At 65.0% G+C, this 15,921-nt stretch carries 16 protein-coding genes; 8 read left to right on the top strand and 8 right to left on the bottom strand.

The features are described from left to right. Position 1: 1 nt before the first annotated feature. From HU144_RS17955 to HU144_RS19585, 5 genes are all read right to left on the bottom strand, one after another. Positions 2-1,681 (bottom strand): dipeptide ABC transporter ATP-binding protein, encoded by a 1,680-nt coding sequence (locus HU144_RS17955; protein WP_235352451.1) that lies wholly within the window; start codon positions 1,679-1,681, stop codon positions 2-4. Next, complete coding sequence (locus HU144_RS17950; protein ID WP_235352450.1) at positions 1,678-2,553, bottom strand: ABC transporter permease; 876 nt, start codon at positions 2,551-2,553, stop codon at positions 1,678-1,680. Before HU144_RS17950 ends, HU144_RS17955 begins: the two co-directional genes overlap by 4 nt. Further along, a complete protein-coding gene (locus tag HU144_RS17945) occupies positions 2,550-3,605 on the bottom strand; it encodes an ABC transporter permease (RefSeq protein ID WP_235352449.1) in 1,056 nt (351 codons plus the stop codon). The genes HU144_RS17950 and HU144_RS17945 overlap by 4 nt, the downstream gene beginning before the upstream one ends. Next, the gene (locus tag HU144_RS17940) at positions 3,602-5,311 is read right to left on the bottom strand and encodes a TIGR04028 family ABC transporter substrate-binding protein (RefSeq protein ID WP_235352448.1); all 1,710 of its coding nucleotides are present in this window, start codon (positions 5,309-5,311) and stop codon (positions 3,602-3,604) included. The genes HU144_RS17945 and HU144_RS17940 overlap by 4 nt, the downstream gene beginning before the upstream one ends. Positions 5,312-5,384: 73 nt before the next feature. After that, positions 5,385-5,441, bottom strand: coding sequence for a putative leader peptide (locus HU144_RS19585; protein WP_353843990.1), 57 nt, complete (start codon positions 5,439-5,441; stop codon positions 5,385-5,387). A gap of 82 nt (positions 5,442-5,523) precedes the next feature. On the opposite strand from HU144_RS19585, the gene HU144_RS17935 reads away from it, so the two are divergent. From HU144_RS17935 to HU144_RS17920, 4 genes are all read left to right on the top strand, one after another. Continuing rightward, on the top strand, positions 5,524-6,177 hold the full coding sequence (locus HU144_RS17935) for a VOC family protein (RefSeq protein WP_235352447.1): 654 nt from the start codon (positions 5,524-5,526) through the stop codon (positions 6,175-6,177). Continuing rightward, positions 6,165-6,833: a VOC family protein gene (locus tag HU144_RS17930; protein WP_235352446.1), complete on the top strand. Its 669-nt coding sequence runs from the start codon at positions 6,165-6,167 to the stop codon at positions 6,831-6,833. The genes HU144_RS17935 and HU144_RS17930 overlap by 13 nt, the downstream gene beginning before the upstream one ends. Positions 6,834-6,878: 45 nt before the next feature. Next, positions 6,879-7,685 (top strand): DUF3152 domain-containing protein, encoded by an 807-nt coding sequence (locus HU144_RS17925; protein ID WP_235352445.1) that lies wholly within the window; start codon positions 6,879-6,881, stop codon positions 7,683-7,685. 90 nt (positions 7,686-7,775) lie between these two features. Beyond that, complete coding sequence (locus HU144_RS17920) at positions 7,776-10,325, top strand: ATP-dependent Clp protease ATP-binding subunit (RefSeq protein ID WP_235352444.1); 2,550 nt, start codon at positions 7,776-7,778, stop codon at positions 10,323-10,325. A gap of 87 nt (positions 10,326-10,412) precedes the next feature. On the opposite strand, the gene HU144_RS17915 is transcribed toward HU144_RS17920, so the two are convergent. From HU144_RS17915 to HU144_RS17905, 3 genes are all read right to left on the bottom strand, one after another. Next, positions 10,413-11,042 (bottom strand): endonuclease, encoded by a 630-nt coding sequence (locus HU144_RS17915; RefSeq protein ID WP_235352443.1) that lies wholly within the window; start codon positions 11,040-11,042, stop codon positions 10,413-10,415. Between the two features lie 35 nt (positions 11,043-11,077). After that, positions 11,078-11,893, bottom strand: coding sequence for a YidC/Oxa1 family membrane protein insertase (locus HU144_RS17910; protein WP_235352442.1), 816 nt, complete (start codon positions 11,891-11,893; stop codon positions 11,078-11,080). A gap of 175 nt (positions 11,894-12,068) precedes the next feature. Further along, positions 12,069-12,374 carry a hypothetical protein gene (locus tag HU144_RS17905; RefSeq protein ID WP_235352441.1) on the bottom strand — a complete coding sequence of 102 codons (306 nt, stop codon included), beginning with the start codon at positions 12,372-12,374 and terminating at the stop codon, positions 12,069-12,071. Positions 12,375-12,528: 154 nt separating this feature from the next. Here HU144_RS17905 and HU144_RS17900 point away from each other — a divergent pair, with 154 nt between their 5' ends. The 4 genes from HU144_RS17900 to HU144_RS17885 all read left to right on the top strand — a co-directional run bounded on the left by HU144_RS17900 (position 12,529) and on the right by HU144_RS17885 (position 15,906). Next, positions 12,529-13,173, top strand: a complete 645-nt coding sequence (locus HU144_RS17900; protein WP_235352440.1) for a ClpP family protease — start codon at positions 12,529-12,531, stop codon at positions 13,171-13,173. After that, positions 13,170-13,751, top strand: coding sequence for a ClpP family protease (locus HU144_RS17895; RefSeq protein WP_235352439.1), 582 nt, complete (start codon positions 13,170-13,172; stop codon positions 13,749-13,751). Before HU144_RS17900 ends, HU144_RS17895 begins: the two co-directional genes overlap by 4 nt. A 92-nt stretch (positions 13,752-13,843) precedes the next feature. Next, complete coding sequence (locus HU144_RS17890) at positions 13,844-15,250, top strand: sensor histidine kinase (RefSeq protein WP_235352438.1); 1,407 nt, start codon at positions 13,844-13,846, stop codon at positions 15,248-15,250. Continuing rightward, positions 15,247-15,906 (top strand): response regulator transcription factor, encoded by a 660-nt coding sequence (locus HU144_RS17885; RefSeq protein ID WP_235352437.1) that lies wholly within the window; start codon positions 15,247-15,249, stop codon positions 15,904-15,906. The genes HU144_RS17890 and HU144_RS17885 overlap by 4 nt, the downstream gene beginning before the upstream one ends. Positions 15,907-15,921: the final 15 nt, after the last annotated feature.

The following is a 15,921-nucleotide window of genomic DNA, read 5'->3' as shown; positions in this document are numbered from 1 at the left end:
CTCATCTTTCTGCGGCTGCGAGCGGTGTCGGATTCTTCGCGTCCTCGCCGCCGTGGAGCATCACGGGGCGGGGGATCGCGTCGAGGAGGGTGCGTGTGTAGTGTGTCTGCGGGCGAGCGAAGAGGTCCTCCGTCGGTCCGTTCTCCATCAGGCGTCCCTGCGACATCACCGACACCGTATCAGCGATCTGACGCACGACAGCAAGATCGTGGGAGATGAAGACATATGTCAGACCAAGCTCCACTTGGAGCTCATCGAGGAGGTCCAGAATCTGGGCCTGCACGGTGACGTCGAGGGCGGAGACCGCTTCATCGAAGACGACGAGTTCCGGACCGGCGATGAGCGCCCGGGCGATCGCCACTCGCTGCAGCTGACCGCCGGAGAGCTCCTGCGGCCGCCGGTCGAGGAACTCTGTCGGCAGCGACACCCGGTCAAGAGCCTCGGCGACGAGTCCGGCACGCGAAGCCCTGGTCCCGATGCGGAAATTGCGCAGGGGTTCGGTCAGGATCTGCCGAATCGAGTGCTTCGGGTCCAATGCCGAATACGGGTTCTGGTGCACCAGTTGGACTCTGCGTCGAAAGTCCCGACGGCGGACGCGCGCGGCATTGCCCTTCACGGAATCGGCGGTGTCGAAATCGCCGATGCGAATGCGCCCGGACTGCGGGGTGAGGAACCCTGCCAGGGCCTTGCCGGTTGTGGTCTTGCCGGACCCGGATTCGCCCACGATGCCGTGTGTGGTCCCGGGTTGAACGCTCAGCGAGACATCGTCGACGCCGATGACCTGATCCTCGTTGCGGGCATAGACCTGAGTCAGTCCCTCGACGGAGACGAAGGCTGCTGAGGATGAGTCTGCCTGCGAGTCCTCGGCGGTCGCGGTGTGGCGCGCCTTCGTCTTCAACGCCGGAGCATCGGCGAGCAGTCGGGCGGTGTAGTCGGTCGCAGGGCGGGAGAAGATCCGAGCTGCCGGACCGGCCTCGACGACCTTCCCAGACTGCATGACGACGACATCATCGGCGCGTTCACCGGCGACAGCCAGATCGTGAGTGATGAAGAGGACGCCCGTCCCGGTCTCGGCCCGCAGCCCATCGAGGAGATCGAGGACCTGCTTCTGCACGGTCACATCAAGCGCCGAGGTCGGCTCATCGGCGATGAGCAGACGCGGACGCAGTGCGATGGCCGATGCGATGAGCACCCGCTGACGCATGCCTCCGGAGAGCTCGTGCGGGAACTGATCGGCACGCATCTGCGGACGATCGATGCCGACCTTGGCCAGCAGGTCGATGACCTGGCCGCGGGCGGACTTCCGGTCGGCACGCTTGTGGATCCGCAGCGCCTCGGCGACGGATTTCCCGATGGTCTGCAGGGGGTTGAGGGAACTGCCGGGGTCCTGGGGAACATAGCCGATCTGACTGCCGCGGACTCCCCGCCAGGCGCTGGCGCCCAGCGCACCGAGATCGACCTCGCCTAATCGGATGTGCCCACCAGTGATCTGCGCGGATTCCGGGAGCAGACCGATGACCGCGTTCGCGGTCGTCGACTTCCCGGACCCGGATTCGCCGACGACCGCGGTCATCGACCCGGCAGCAACGGCGAACGAGACGCCGTCGACGGCTGGGGCCGCTGCTTGGGAGTAGGCGACACTGAGATCCTGGACGGACAGCAGCGGTGCGCTCTCGGTCATGATGTCGCCTTTCGCAGGGTGTTGCCGATCTGATGGGTGGCCAGGACGATGGCCATGACGACGAAGCCGGGCAGCACGGTCAGCCACCAGGCGGTGGCCACGAAGTTGCGGCCCTCGGCGATGATGAGGCCCCATTCCGGTGTCGGCGGGGGAGTGCCGTAGCCCAGGAAGCCCAGGGTCGAGATCTGGAGGATCGCGGATCCGATCTGCAGCACGGCCAGGGACAGGACGGGCGAGATCGAGTTGGGCAGGATGTGGCGGAAGAGGACGGAGAAGAAGGTGCCGCCCGAGCCGTAGGCCGCGGCCACGAAGTCGCTTGTGTTGATCCGCACCGCCTCTGACCTCGACAGGCGTGCGAACTGGGCGATGGCTGTGACACCGACGGCGATGGCCGCGTTGATGGTGCCGAAGCCCAAGACGATGACGATCGAGAGGCTGAGCAGGATCGCGGGGATCGAGAGCAGCACGTCGATGAAGCGCATGAGCACATCGTCGAGCCAGCCGCGGCGGGTGCCGGCGATGAGTCCGATCGCCGTTCCCACGACAAGGCCGACGCCCACTGCCACGAGCGCGGCCAGCAGGGACTGAGATGCGCCGTAGACGACGCGGGTGAAGGCATCACGCCCGGTCTGGTCAGTGCCGAACCAATGGTCGAGGCTCGGGGCCAGCAGCGCGGGAGTGGTTCCGCCGTCATTGGGATCATGGTGGGTGAACAGCCCCGGGAAGAGTGCCCACGCAACGGCGATGAGCAGGACCAACCCGGAGATGATGGTGGCGGGCCCGATGCTCGCCCGGGTGCGGCTGCGCCGTTTCGATGCCGGACGCGGCGAGCCGGCGCCGGGGGTGCGGGCGAAGGTGTCGATGAGGCTCATGAGTGCGTGTCCTTCTCGTCCCAGTCGAGGTCGACTCCGACGCTGGCAGCGGTGGTCGTCAGCGCTCGGCGAGTGGGTTCGTCGGCAGGCTTCTTCCCCGCCGAGGTGGTTCCTGCCCCAGAACGCAGGCGTACGTCGATGACGGGATAGAGGAGGTCGACGATGAGGTTGATGATCACGTACGTCAGGGTCGCGATGACGACGACGGCCAGGAGGATCGGATTGTCGCGGTGGGTCACTGCCTGGGCCGTGATCTGGCCGATGCCGTTGCGCCCAAACACGGTTTCGGTGACCACGGCGCCGGCAACGAGTTCGCCGAAGACCAGGCCGATGATCGTCAGCCCGGGCAGGATCGCATTGCGGGCGACGGAGTGGACGAGGATCCACAGTTCGCTCGCGCCCTTCGCCGAGGTGACTTTGACGAATCCGGAAGCCTTGACATCGGTGATGGAGCGGATGAGGACCTGCGCGATCGGGGCCGACAGCGGAACCGCCACGGTCAGGGTCGGGAGGACGAGCGCCTCGGCGGGGGTGGGGGAGACCACGGAGACGAACCCGAGCTGGAAGGAGAAGATCTGGATCAGCAGGATACCGAGCCAGAACACGGGAATCGAGATGAACAGACTGGGCACGGAGTCGAGGATCTTGCGCAGCCAGCGAAACGGCCCGTAGGTCGCCAGCACCGCGATGACCACGGCCAGGACCAAGGCTGAGACGAACCCGGACAGGGCGAGGACCGCCGTCGAGGGCAGGGCCGCGGTGATGATCGTCGACACGGCGGCCCCGGTCTGAACGGAGAACCCGAAGTCGCCGGTGAGGAACCCGCCCAGGCTGAGGAAGTAGCGGCTGATCCAGGATTCATCGGCCCCGGTCTCGCTCCGGATCGTGGCGATCTGATCGGCCGAGAGGCCCAGTGCCGGGTCGGCGAACCTGGCGGTGACTCCGTCGCCCGGGATGAGGCTGAGCAGGATGAAGGCCGCGGTGAATGCGAGGAGGAGGACGAGAACAGCCTGCCCCAGGCGCAGGAAGAGGTATCGGACGTCGAGGATCATTTCTGACCTGCCAACCATGTGCTGTAGAAGTCGGGGCGACCCACCGGTTCGGTCGCGAAACCGTTGACTCGGCGGCGGAAGGCGAAGACCTGCGGCTCTTCGAAGAACGGCAGCACATAGGCGTTCTCAACGAGGTAGTCCTGGACCTTCTCCGCAGCCTTCTGGCGCTTCTTCGTCACAGGCTCCGAGGCGAGTTCGTCCAGCAGTCGGTCGACCTCGGGATCAATGCTCTCATCACCAGCGTCGTCACGGTCCTTCCCGTTGAGGAAGACGTCACGGTTGACCGAAGAGTAGTTCGACCGCAGATTGTCGAAGTCCGCGCGGGCGACCATCGAATGATAGATCTGCACGCGATCGAGATCGAGGGCGTCCAGCGTCTGCTTGGACTGGTCACCGGGATTGATGGACAGGCGCACGCCGACGTGGCGCAGCTGCTGCTGGACGAGCGTCTGCACCTCATTCGAGCGGGGCTGCGGCAAAGCGATGTTGACGGACAGTTCCAGGACCTGACCATCCTTGATGCGGAAGCCAGCGTCATTGCGTTCGGACCAGCCTGCCTCGTCGAGCAGTCGGTTCGCTTCGTCGGGGTCATGGACCCAGGATCCGGACTGGTCCTTGTAGCCCATGGCTCCCTTGGCCAAGAGCCCGGTGGCCAAGGGGTAGTTGGGGGTGAAGAGCTTGTCGACGATCTCCTGCCGGTCAACGGCGGCGATGATGGCCTGCCTGACCTTGAGATCGGACAGCAGCTCGTGTCGGAAACGGAAGTTGATGCTGTTGTTGATGCCGTTCGTGGCCTTGGCATAGAGGCTCAGACCCTGTTCCTTCACCCGGGGTTCGTCGGGGGCCTGGACGTCGCGGACACCGTCGGCCTGCCCGGAGAGCACGGCTCCGATGCGCACCGAGTACTCATTGTTGGCCAGGTAGTCGATGCCGTCGAGGTGGGCTCGGCCCTGGTGTTCGAAGTGCGGAGGCGCCCAGTCGTAGTCCTCGCGGACGCGCACGGACAGCTTCGTCCCGATCGTCTCCTCGGTGATGCGGAACGGACCGCAGGTGTGGATCTGTGTGGCACCGCCGGGACCGAATCCCTCGGCGTCGAGTCCCAGTGTCGAATCGGCGAGCAGACCGGCATTCATCGTCGATGTCGCCTGGGCAAACCCCGGGGAGGGGGCGCTGAAGTGGAAGCGGACCCGATGATCGTCGAGGACCTCGCTGCTCTCATAGTTCGAGATCTGCTCGGAGACCGGGAGAGTGCGGGTCTCGTCGCCTCTGCCGAAGAGGTCGAAGTTCTTTGCCACATTCTGCGCCGTCAGCGCTGAACCGTCGGAGTAGGTCACGCCCCTGCGGATCGTGAACGTGAATTGGGTGGCATCGCCGTTGATCTCCGGCAGCTGCGTGGCCAGCCAGGGGTGGAGTTCGAGAGTCTCCGGGTCCTGCCACAGCAGACGCGCGGAGATGTTGTTCATGATGCCGCCGTTGGGATAGAACCCGACCGAGGGCGGGTAGAGGAGTGTCCAGGTCTGAGGTTCGAAGTAGGTGAGGACTCCGCCCTGCACCGGGTCGCCGCCCTCGGGCAGCGGCTCGGTGTCCGAGGGTGTGCACGCGCTGAGGGTGATGATGGTGCCCAGTCCCAGCCCGAGGCTGAGGAAATTGCGTCGGCCGTAGGAACGCCTGGGGCTCGCCGAGGTGGAGGGACGGAGGTCCGTCATGGAATGTGGTCCTTTGTGCAGATGAAACCGAGGTCTGGGGTGGATCAGTTGCTCAAGCAGTTGTTGATATAGCTCAACAATTGGAGCTGGTGAGCCTCTTGAGATCGATGTGGATTCGGCGCCACAGCATTCGGGCCTCCGGTTGTGTCTGCATGTTTTGAGTTAAGCGCATCGGCATGCTGAGCGTCAATCTGATCGCTTAACATTGAGTCATGTTGCTGCCTCCGAAATTCGACCATCTCGTCATTGCTGTGCCCAATCTCGCTGAAAGTGTTGAGCAATATCACAGCATTCTCGGTGTGGAGGCTATTCCCGGGGGCGCTCATCCGGGTCTGGGCACGGCCAATGCTCTGCTTGGTCTCGAGGGGGTCGGTACCGGGGCCGGCCGTGATATCTACCTTGAGATCCTCGGCCCCGACCCCGAACAGGATCCGGGCCTCGCGGCTTCGCGCCTGGCGGGGATCACCGAGCCCACTGTGCAGCGGTGGGCGATCCACCCGGCCGACTTCGACGGACTCGTCACCTCAGCCGCACGATCAATCGAACCGCACATCGACCTGGGCGAGGTTCACGACATGACCCGCCGCACCCCCGAAGGCACGCTTCTCGAATGGAGACTGACGAGACGGACACCGCTGGCACTGGGCGGAATCCAGCCCTTCCTCATCGATTGGAAGGATTCTGTGCATCCCGCACGGCAGGCGATGCCCACTGTTCGCCTCGAGCGGTTCTGGGCGACGAGCCCAGATGTGGACACAACATCCAGAGTTCTGCGATCCTTGGGGGCTACCATCGAGGTTGAGGCAGGAGTCACCCAAACCCTGCACGCCACACTGAAAGGTCCCGGTGGATCATGGACGATCTGAGTACGATTCCCGCCAATCTTGACCACCTCATCATCACGGTGCCTGAACTCGAAGCTGGGGTTGCTGAATTCGAGCGCCTCACCGGGGTCCGCCCCGTCGCCGGCGGAAGTCACCCCGGCCGAGGAACCGCGAACTATCTTGTCGGACTTGCCCCAACAGGCTGGGACGCCGGTGCCCATACCTATCTTGAGATACTGGGCCCGGACGCACAGCAGAAGCCACCGGCAGACGGCATCCTGCCGCTGGATGCACATCTGGCGCAGGGCCTGACCTTGCAGACCTGGGCGATCCACCCACATGCCTTCCTCGCGAAGGTCGCCGGTGCGAATTCCGCCGACATCGACTTCGGTGAGGTCAACGACATGTCCCGGGAGACCGCCGAGGGCGACCTCCTCGAATGGCGGCTGACCTCCCGCTCGCCGCTGCCGCACGACGGTGCGCAGCCGTTCCTCATCGACTGGGGAGAGTCGACCCACCCCGCCGAGGCGCCGCTCCCTTCCGTGGAGCTGCTCGAATTCCGTGTGGAATCCCCAGAGCCCGAGGCGGCGCGGGAGGTGCTCGAGGTGCTCGGCGCTGGTGACACCGAGGTCGTCGAGGGGGCGGAATGCCGATTGCGTGCGCGCCTGCGCGGTCCCGGGGGAGAACTCACGTTCTGAGTCGAACCGCCCGGGAACGGGCACAGGAACGCTAGACTCGGCAGAGTGTCGAGAACTCCCCGTAATTCACAAGGCCCACTGCACTCACGACGTCCTCTGCGGACCGCCTCGGCGATCGTGGTCGCCTCTCTGCTCATCGGACTCAGTGCCTGCGCGCCCGAGTCCGATGACGAGACCCGGCCCGCGCCGTCGTCGTCCGAGACACTAGTACCGGCTGCTTCGGCCTCTGCCGAGCCGAGCGGGTCGGCATCGCCGAGTCCCGAGCCGAGCGAATCCTCCACGCCCGACGTCGAAGCCGCCGGTGCTGCCGGTGTGAGCGAGTCCGACATCGATATGAACGGCAGCGGCGAATGGGACCGCCCGAAGAAGGAGACGGGTCCGAACCGGGACGAGGGGAAGACCTTCACGGTCGCACTGCAGGTCGAGGACAATCTCCCGATCGACGTCGACGAGGCGGCCGCATTCATCATCACCACTCTCCAGGACGAACGCGGTTGGCAGGACCTCGATGATGTCTCGATCGAAATGGTCGATGAGGGCCCGGACGCGATGATCTCCATCGCCAGCCCCGACACGGTCGACGAGATGTGCCTGCCGCTGCGCACCCTGGGCAAGCTCTCGTGTCGCAACGGCAACAACGTCATCCTCAACGCCAAACGCTGGGTGTCTGCCACAGACGAATTCGACGACACTACCCAGTATCGGCAGTACCTCATCAATCATGAGGTCGGGCATGCACTGGGCCACGGCCATGAATCCTGCCCCGGTTCCGGTGAGACCGCTCCGCTCATGCAGCAGCAGACCAAGGGGCTGCAGGGCTGCGAGCCCAACGGCTGGCCCTCGAAGGGCTAGTCGGGAAGTCGAAGTCGGCACTCGGGAATAAGACCACCGCCTTCGTCGTTGATTGAGTCGTATAGGCTCAACTTTCGACAGGAGGTCAGATTGGCTACGTTCTTCGGATCCGCCGGTTCTGGCGGAGATTCATTCGACGAGTTCCTTGCCCGTTTTCTGCAAGGACAACAGGGCGCCCGCCAGGGGCGCAGCGTCGACATCAACAAGCTGCTGAGCAAGCGCAGTCACGAGGTCATCGACAACGCCGCTGACTATGCCAGAGAGCACGGTCAGTCAGAGGTCGATGCCCTGCACATTCTGCGCACGATGGCAGAGACCGAACCCGGCATCTCAGCGATTCGCCAAGCCGGCGCGGACCCCGAACAGGTCGCCCACGCCGTTGAGGAGCGCCTGCCCGCATCCTCGAGCACGAAACCCGAGGGAGCATTGACCCTGACCGGTTCCGGTCAGCGTGCGCTCCTTGACGCCTACCAGGTAGCGCGGGCATTCGGCTCGACCTACGTCGACCCGGAGCACCTGTTCTTCGCCTTCGTGCTCAACCACGAGATGCCTGCCGGTCGCATCCTCGCCCAGGCGGGCGTGACGCAGGAGCGGCTGCAGGCCGGAGCCGAGGCCGCTGAGGCCGGCGATCCGCAAGGCGGTCCCGGAGCCGGGCAGTCGGAAGAGACCATGCTCCAGCGCTTCGGGACGGATCTCACGGCGCTGGCAGCCGATGGTGATCTCGACCCGGTGATCGGACGAGCTGAGGAGATTCAGGAGACGATCGAGATCCTGGCCCGACGCACCAAGAACAACCCGGTGCTCCTCGGCGAAGCAGGCGTCGGCAAAACCGCGATCGCCGAAGGACTGGCTCAGGCCATCCACAGCGGCGAGATTCCGGCACAGCTGTCAGGCAAACGAGTCATCGCACTCGATCTGCCGGGAATGCTCGCGGGCACACGTTACCGCGGCGACTTCGAGGAGCGTCTGACAGGCGCACTCGACGAGATTGCCGAGGATGGCGAGATGATCGTCTTCGTCGACGAGCTCCACACCCTCGTCGGTGCTGGCGGCAACGGCGAATCCAACTCGATGGACGCCGGCAACATCGTCAAGCCCAGGCTGGCCCGAGGAGATCTGCACCTGCTCGGTGCGACCACTCTCAAGGAATACCGCACGATCGAGAAGGACACAGCTCTCGAACGTCGGTTCCAGCCGGTGCGTGTGGGAGAACCGAACATCGAGGATGCTGTGGCGATCCTCGACGGGCTCAAGGGCCGCTACGCCGAGCACCACAATGTGACGTACACACCTGAGGCGATCCGCGCCTCGGTGGAGCTCTCCGACCGCTACATCAACGATCGGTTCCTGCCGGACAAGGCGATCGACCTCATCGATCAGGCGGGAGCTCGTCTGTCGCTGCGTCGTGGGCCCAAGATCGATGCCCAGGCTCTGCGGACGGAGATCGAGCGGCTCGAAACCGAGAAGAGCACCGCCATCGGCGAAGAGAACTATGAGCGCGCAGGAGAACTCCGCGACGAGATCATGAGTCTTGGGGCGAAGCTGCATGCAGCCGAGAACCCGGACGGCACGATGCAGGCTGAGGCCGACGCCAATCCCAGCGTCGTCGACGCCGACCAGATCGCACAGGTCGTGTCCCGTGCCACGGGAATCCCAGCAGGGAACATGACTCAGGGACAGAAGGCCAAACTGGCCAAGCTCGAAGAGGTCCTGCATGGCCGTGTCATCGGCCAGGACGATGCGGTGACCGCGGTGTCCAAGGCCGTTCGCCGGTCACAGATGGGCATGGGGGACCCGAACCGTCCCATCGGCAGTTTCCTGTTCCTGGGCCCCACAGGCGTGGGCAAGACGGAGCTGGCCAAGTCTCTGGCAGCGACCCTGTTCGACGACGAGTCGGCGATGATCCGGTTCGATATGAGTGAGTTCGGCGAGCGTCACACCGTATCGCGCCTAGTGGGTTCGCCTCCCGGCTACGTCGGTTACGACGAAGCCGGTCAGCTCACCGAACAGGTCCGGCGGAAGCCGTACTCGGTGATCCTGCTCGATGAGGTCGAGAAGGCCCACCCTGACGCATTCAATCTGTTGCTCCAGGTCCTCGACGACGGTCGTCTGACCGACGGACAGGGGCGAACCGTGGACTTCCGGAACACCGTCGTCATCATGACGAGCAATCTGGGCTCCGAGTTCATGGCCGGCAGCACCCCGCTGGGCTTCAGCTCCACCGATGCGAAGGTCACCGAGAAGGACCTGAGTGCAAAGGTGATGGGCAAGCTCAAGGAAGTCATGCGCCCCGAGTTCCTCAACCGGATCGACGAGACCGTGATGTTCTCGCGGCTCGACCGTGAGCAGCTGCGCGTCATCGTCCGTCTCCAGCTGGAGCAGTCGGTGCAGCGTCTGGCGCACCAGGACATCAGCCTGAGCGTGTCCGAGGATGCTGTGGAATGGCTTGCCGATGCCGGGTACGAACCCGAGTTCGGTGCTCGACCGCTGCGGCGTGTGATCCAGCGTGAGCTCGACGACCGCATCGCTGACCTCCTCGTCAACGACGCGGTGTCAGAGGGCGGAACCGTCAGCGCCAGCGTCGAAGACGGAGCGTTGCGCGTGATCGTGTCATCTTCCGAGGTGCCCGTGTCGGCGTAGGTCAGTCACCGGTGCTGAGAAGGCCCGGGCCGGAGGATTCTTCCTCCGGCCCGGGCCTTCTTCTGTCCTTCGCCCGCGTGACCGGGGTCAGCCGTCGAGAAGGCCAGGGTTCTGAGCCACTCTCACGAGTGCCGCGGCCAGATTCGCGAACTCGTTCCCGGCGACCAGTTCGGCCAGTTCGTCGGTATCTTCGGGCAGGCCAGCGGTCTTGGCTCCCTTGTGAACGAGCTTGTCGGTGAACGGTCGGACCTCGGGCCACACCTGCTGCGCCTCACGCAGGAAGATGCTGGCTCCGGTGGGACCGATCCCGGTGAACTCCTGCAGGAGCTTCGAGATGCGAGCGGCGTCCGCCCCGGCCTCGTCACGCAGTCGGCGAAGATCTCCGTTCCACCGATCGATGAGGAGTGCGGCTGCCTCGTCCAGGCGGGTCGCAGTGCTCTCGTCATACCGGCGATAGCCTCCGCGCCCAAGCGCATCGACTCGCTGCTGCCACGTGCTCTCGCGCAAGCGCTGGGGCGTCCTCCACCCAGTGGAGAAGAGTTCACGTGCAGTTCCGACGGCGATATCAGAGCTGATCCGCGTCGACAGCAGCAGGCTGAGAACGAGGAGCTGCCACAGCGGAGCGGGTTTGTCCCGCAAGGTGATTGCCGCCTCGGCTGCGAATGTGCGACCGTGCTCATCCACCAGGCGGCGCGCGAGGTCTCGATGTGTGCTCATGTCGCAGATGCTAGGCCATCAGCCTGACAATCTCTTCAGGCGGCCGAGCTGCTCTGAATCTTCTGCTGGGCCTGGTCCTGCTCGTCAACTTTGAAGGCACGGTTGAGTACGAGACGCTCTGCCAAGGTCCATGCCGTCGTCGTCATGAGATAGAGGGTGGCCGCCAGCGGCACGAACAGGGCGATGACCGCCGTCATGAACGGCATGAAGCTCAGCACCCTGGTCACGCCGGAGAGGTCCGGCATAGCAGGTCGATCGGTGGTGGAAGCCTGGACCGGCGGCGTCTGCGGCATTTCGGGGGTCAGGAGATGCCGCGACAGGGCTGCGACGACAGTGATGATCACGACGATGACGGCGAAGACCGCAGTACTGACCACCGTCAGATCCCCGCTACCCAGGAGACCGACGAAGCCGGCATTGAGGGGGATGCCCAGCAGCGAATGATTGAGGAGCTCATTCGCATGCCCGCCGATCGTGGATTGGATGAAGATTCCGTAGACGGCCATGAGCACCGGCATCTGAGCGAGCACGGGCAGGCAGCCGGCCATCGGGGAGGCCTTCTCCTCCTTGTAGAGCTCCATGATCTTCTGCTGCATGAGCTCGGGATTCTTCTTGTGTCGGGACTGCAGCTCGGAGATCTTCGGTGCCAGCCGACGTCGCGTGTTTCCGGCTCTGACCTGTGACAGGCCCACGGGGATGAGGACGGCGCGGACGACGAGCGTGAGCACCACGATGGCCAGCGCGGCGCTTGCGCTGCCTGCCAGTGGTTCGAGCAGGGTCGAGAGCCAGGTGACGACCCAATAGGCGGCGTTGACGAGCAGTTCAATGGGTGGAAATTCGTAGATGTTCATGGTGAGTGCCCTCCTGGGCGCCGCCGATGCGCATAAGCATGCAGGCAGCAGTGGTGATGTCGTCATGGGGGTTCATGGACTGAACGACGCATGGCGACACACGGGCAGGCTCTCAGGGAGCAGGCAGGAGTGACGTCAGAGACCGCGCCTCAGGGCACGGCGATCAAGTCGTCGTTCAGGCGAAGGAGCGAACGACGAAGGAGGGGGCTCTGGCTTGCGCGGTGCCCGGAGTCCCGGGCTCCTCAGGTATGCGGAATCCGCGAACCTCGGTTCGCTCACGTCGCATCCAGGGACCGTGGGGAGCCAGGGACAGAGCCCTGACGAGAGCGTTCGCCGCCCAGGGCGCCACCGGTGACAGCAGCACCGCGCCCAGAAGCACGAGGACGATCAGATGCATGGACGACTGGGGAATGACCGAATCGACATCGGCGCTCAACAGCACCACGATGAACTGAACTGTCATCCACAGGTTCAGCAGCATTCCGGTCGACCTTCCAGTTGAAATCGTCGCTTGATTTTATCACGACGGTACTGCACGTCGTCTGGGAAAGCGGAACTGTCCGCTCACAGCGGCAGACTCCCGCTTGGAGCGGAAACACCTTCCCGCCTGGCGCAGCGGCAGCCACAGTGGTGACATGAACACACGAATCGACACCAGAAATGTCCCAATCCCGCCGAGGTGGGGCGACCCGGAGGATGCCCCCACACCGACGTCCATCCCCGAATCCCAGAGAATGCTCTACGCCTACCGCTCGGTTGTCTTCAACGGGGAGCTGCGTGATGAGAACGGCATGGAGATCATCTCCCGCCTCGTCCTCCTCTCCGCCGAGGATCCCCACAGCGACATCCACCTGTGGATCAACTCACCCGGCGGGTCGGTGCCGATGATGCACGCGATCGCCGACACGATCGAAACTCTGCCCAATGATGTGGTCACGGTGGCGTTCGGGTGGGCCGCCTCGGCGGGGCAGTTCGTGCTCATGATGGGCACACCCGGCAGACGACTCGCCCTGCCCCACGCCAGGATCCTCCTGCACCAGGGATCGGCAGGCATCGGGGGTGCCGCCGCGGACATCGAACTGCAGTCCGGGGATCTGCGCAACGTCCGCGACTCGGTCCTGCACCGCATCGCCGAGGCGACGGGGAAGACATATGAGCGCATCTTCGAGGATTCCCTGCGTGATCGGTGGTTCACCGCGAAGCAGGCACTCGACTACGGGCTCATCGACCGCGTCGTCGACTCCCCAGCCGATCTGCGCGGCGGGATCGGTGCGCCATGAGCCAGTACACGATTCCGAATGTCGTTGACCGCTCGGGTGGTGGGGAGAAGATCGTCGACGTGTATTCCCACCTGTTGGGCAACCGCATCATCTACCTGGGCGTGCCGATCGACGACGGGGTGGCCAACACTGTCATCGCGCAGCTGCTCCATCTCGAGGCGAGCAGCCGCGAACTTCCGATCCAGATGTACATCAACTCACCGGGCGGATCGCTGACGGCCATGACCGCCATCTACGACGCGATGCAGCACATCGGGGCACCGGTGGCGACCATCTGCGTGGGGCAGGCGGCCGCTGATGCCGCGGTGCTCTTGGCCGCCGGAGAGCCCGGCCAGCGCTCGATGCTCGAACACGCTCGAGCAGTGCTGCGCCAACCCCATGCCGAGGGTGCACGCGGAGCAATCCCCGACCTCATCGTCGCTGCCGACGAGATCGCCCGACAACGACGTGAGGTCGAGGCGATGCTGGCGCAGGGGACCGGGCGCAGCCTAGAGCAGATCCACGCCGACCTCGACCGGGACCTCGTCCTCGATGCGCAGGCTGCCCGGGACTTCGGCCTCGTCGATCAGATCCTCTGAGGCGCTCCCGGGCAGCAGTACTCCGTGGGAAGTCCCCTCAGATACTCCCGTGGTACGACGCCGAATCCGGCACCAGTGACTACGATCGGAGGATGAGCCGATCCAGGCGTGCCCCCGCCGAGGCGAGCGAGACCGATTCTGATCGTCCTGTCCGTCATCGACCTCGACTGCGCCTGGTTGCACTGAGCGTCCTGGCCCTGCTGCTGCAGCTGCCCTTCGCGCTGTTCATGGCCTCGTACGATGGTGCCGATGCCCTGGTCGGCGGTGTGCGCATCGCAGTGGCCCTGGTGTCCCCGATGATCTTCCTGCTGTGCGCACGTTGGCCGGGCCCGAGAGTCGCGATCATCGCCGGGCTGACGCTGGTCGACATTGTCGTGTGGGCCGCCCTGGCAAGATCCAGCCTGTCCGGTGTGTGGGCCCATGGTCCAGGCCGTCGTCCCTGGTCAGGGGAGGGGGCGGGCGGAATGTGGGCGCAGGGGCTGACCGGGCCTGAGATGACACCGTTCTATGCGGCGTTCCTCTTCGCTCTCGTCGTGGCCATGGTCCGCGGTCACCAGATCTGGGCCATCGCCTCGGCCGCCGGTGTCTGGTCGGGTGCCCTGCTCCTCGGGCCCTTCCTGGGAGTCGACTGGTCGGTGGGGCGTGTGGCCTCTGCAACGATCGGTCTGCTCATTACTCTGAGCATCGGAGCCTTCGCCCGACGCAGGCGCGAGGGCAGGAGGATCGCGGCCGAGGAGGCGCGGGCCCGGCACCATGAGGTGATTGAGGCCGAAAGACTGCGCATCGCCAGAGACCTGCACGATGTGCTGGGCCATTCCCTGTCTCAGATCAACGTGCAGGCCGGTGTGGGCGAACACCTCCTCGACCGCGACCCTGAGCAGGCCCGGCGCGCGCTCGCCGCCATCAAGGAGCTGAGCCGAACGGGACTCAACGAGGTCCGCTCCGTGCTCCACACGATGCGCTCGGACGCCGCCGACCCCGACTCAGCAAGTGCAGACTCAGCCAGTTCCGACTCAGGCAGTGCAGGCGAAGGCCTAGCCGAGCCGCTGGCCCCAGTGCCCGGCCTCGACGATCTGCCGGCCCTCATCGCCGCGATGACGGGCCGACCATCCATCCACCTCGATGACAGGCGCGAAGTTCGAGCCGACGGGACTCGAGAGACCCCCGGCAGTGCCGCCGATGCGGCCGCCTACCGGATCGTGCAGGAGGCGCTGACGAATGTGGTCCGCCACGCTCACGCCACTCAGGCGAACGTCAGAGTCTTCCGTGACGGCGAGTTCCTGCACATCGAGATCGGCGATGACGGCCACGGAACCGACAATTCAAGGCTCGGGCGAGACGACGACTCGGGCACCGGAATCATCGGGATGCGGGAGAGGACGAGACTTCTCGACGGAAGCTTCGAGATCACCTCGGCGAGCGGGGACGGCACGCACATCAGCGCCTGGCTGCCCTGGGCCAGCGGACACGCACGATCGGATCGGCAGGCTCAGATATGAGCGATATCTCGGTGGCGATCGCCGATGACCACCAGCTGGTCCGCGCCGGCTTCGCCTCGCTGTTGGACGCGGAACCCGTGCAGGCCTCCGGTGGGGAGGAGCTGCTGGAGAAGCTGGCAGCGACACCGGTCGACGTCGTGCTCATGGACATCCGGATGCCAGGCGGTGACGGACTGTGGGCCACCGAGGCGATCGCAGCCGATCCTGGCCTCGGCCACGTGCGGGTCGTGCTGGTGACGACCTTCGGCCTCGACGAGTACATCGTGCGCGCGGTCAGGGCAGGCGCCAGCGGATTCCTGCTCAAGGACACAGAGCCGGTTGACCTGATCAGAGCGGTGCGCGTCGTTGCCGAGGGTGAGGCGCTGCTCTCGCCCGAAGTGACCAAATACCTCTTGTCGAGGATGTCCTTGGGCCTGCGGGCGGAGCCGGCAAAGCATCTCGATGTGCTGACACAGCGAGAACGCGAAGTCCTCGCCCTCGTCGGTCAGGGGCTGTCGAACGACGAGATCGCCGGCCGGCTGGTCCTCTCCCCGCTGACGGCGAAGACCCATGTCTCGCGCATCATGACCAAAACTGCCGCTCGCGACAGGGTCCACCTGGTCGTGCTCGCCTATGAGTCCGGGTTGGTCTCCCCGGGGTGGCTGCGCGACCAGTAGAAGCTCATCCCCAGC

The sequence above is a fragment of the Brevibacterium sp. UCMA 11752 genome (genome assembly GCF_021532235.1).
GTDB classification, from domain to species: Bacteria; Actinomycetota; Actinomycetes; order Actinomycetales; family Brevibacteriaceae; genus Brevibacterium; species Brevibacterium antiquum.
The sequence above is the reverse complement of the archived record's forward strand: the minus strand, read 5'-3'. Positions and strand labels throughout refer to the sequence as shown.

Excerpts from the sequence above, each read along its gene's own strand:
- HU144_RS17915 (WP_235352443.1), bottom strand. The coding sequence starts at position 11,042 with ATGAGCACACATCGAGACCTCGCGCGCCGCCTGGTGGATGAGCACGGT.
- HU144_RS17890 (WP_235352438.1), top strand. The coding sequence starts at position 13,844 with ATGAGCCGATCCAGGCGTGCCCCCGCCGAGGCGAGCGAGACCGATTCT.
- HU144_RS17940 (WP_235352448.1), bottom strand. The coding sequence starts at position 5,311 with ATGACGGACCTCCGTCCCTCCACCTCGGCGAGCCCCAGGCGTTCCTAC.
- HU144_RS17935 (WP_235352447.1), top strand. The coding sequence starts at position 5,524 with ATGTTGCTGCCTCCGAAATTCGACCATCTCGTCATTGCTGTGCCCAAT.
- HU144_RS17930 (WP_235352446.1), top strand. The coding sequence starts at position 6,165 with ATGGACGATCTGAGTACGATTCCCGCCAATCTTGACCACCTCATCATC.
- HU144_RS17945 (WP_235352449.1), bottom strand. The coding sequence starts at position 3,605 with ATGATCCTCGACGTCCGATACCTCTTCCTGCGCCTGGGGCAGGCTGTT.
- HU144_RS17895 (WP_235352439.1), top strand. The coding sequence starts at position 13,170 with ATGAGCCAGTACACGATTCCGAATGTCGTTGACCGCTCGGGTGGTGGG.
- HU144_RS17900 (WP_235352440.1), top strand. The coding sequence starts at position 12,529 with ATGAACACACGAATCGACACCAGAAATGTCCCAATCCCGCCGAGGTGG.
- HU144_RS17905 (WP_235352441.1), bottom strand. The coding sequence starts at position 12,374 with ATGCTGCTGAACCTGTGGATGACAGTTCAGTTCATCGTGGTGCTGTTG.
- HU144_RS17910 (WP_235352442.1), bottom strand. The coding sequence starts at position 11,893 with ATGAACATCTACGAATTTCCACCCATTGAACTGCTCGTCAACGCCGCC.
- HU144_RS17955 (WP_235352451.1), bottom strand. The coding sequence starts at position 1,681 with ATGACCGAGAGCGCACCGCTGCTGTCCGTCCAGGATCTCAGTGTCGCC.
- HU144_RS17885 (WP_235352437.1), top strand. The coding sequence starts at position 15,247 with ATGAGCGATATCTCGGTGGCGATCGCCGATGACCACCAGCTGGTCCGC.
- HU144_RS17950 (WP_235352450.1), bottom strand. The coding sequence starts at position 2,553 with ATGAGCCTCATCGACACCTTCGCCCGCACCCCCGGCGCCGGCTCGCCG.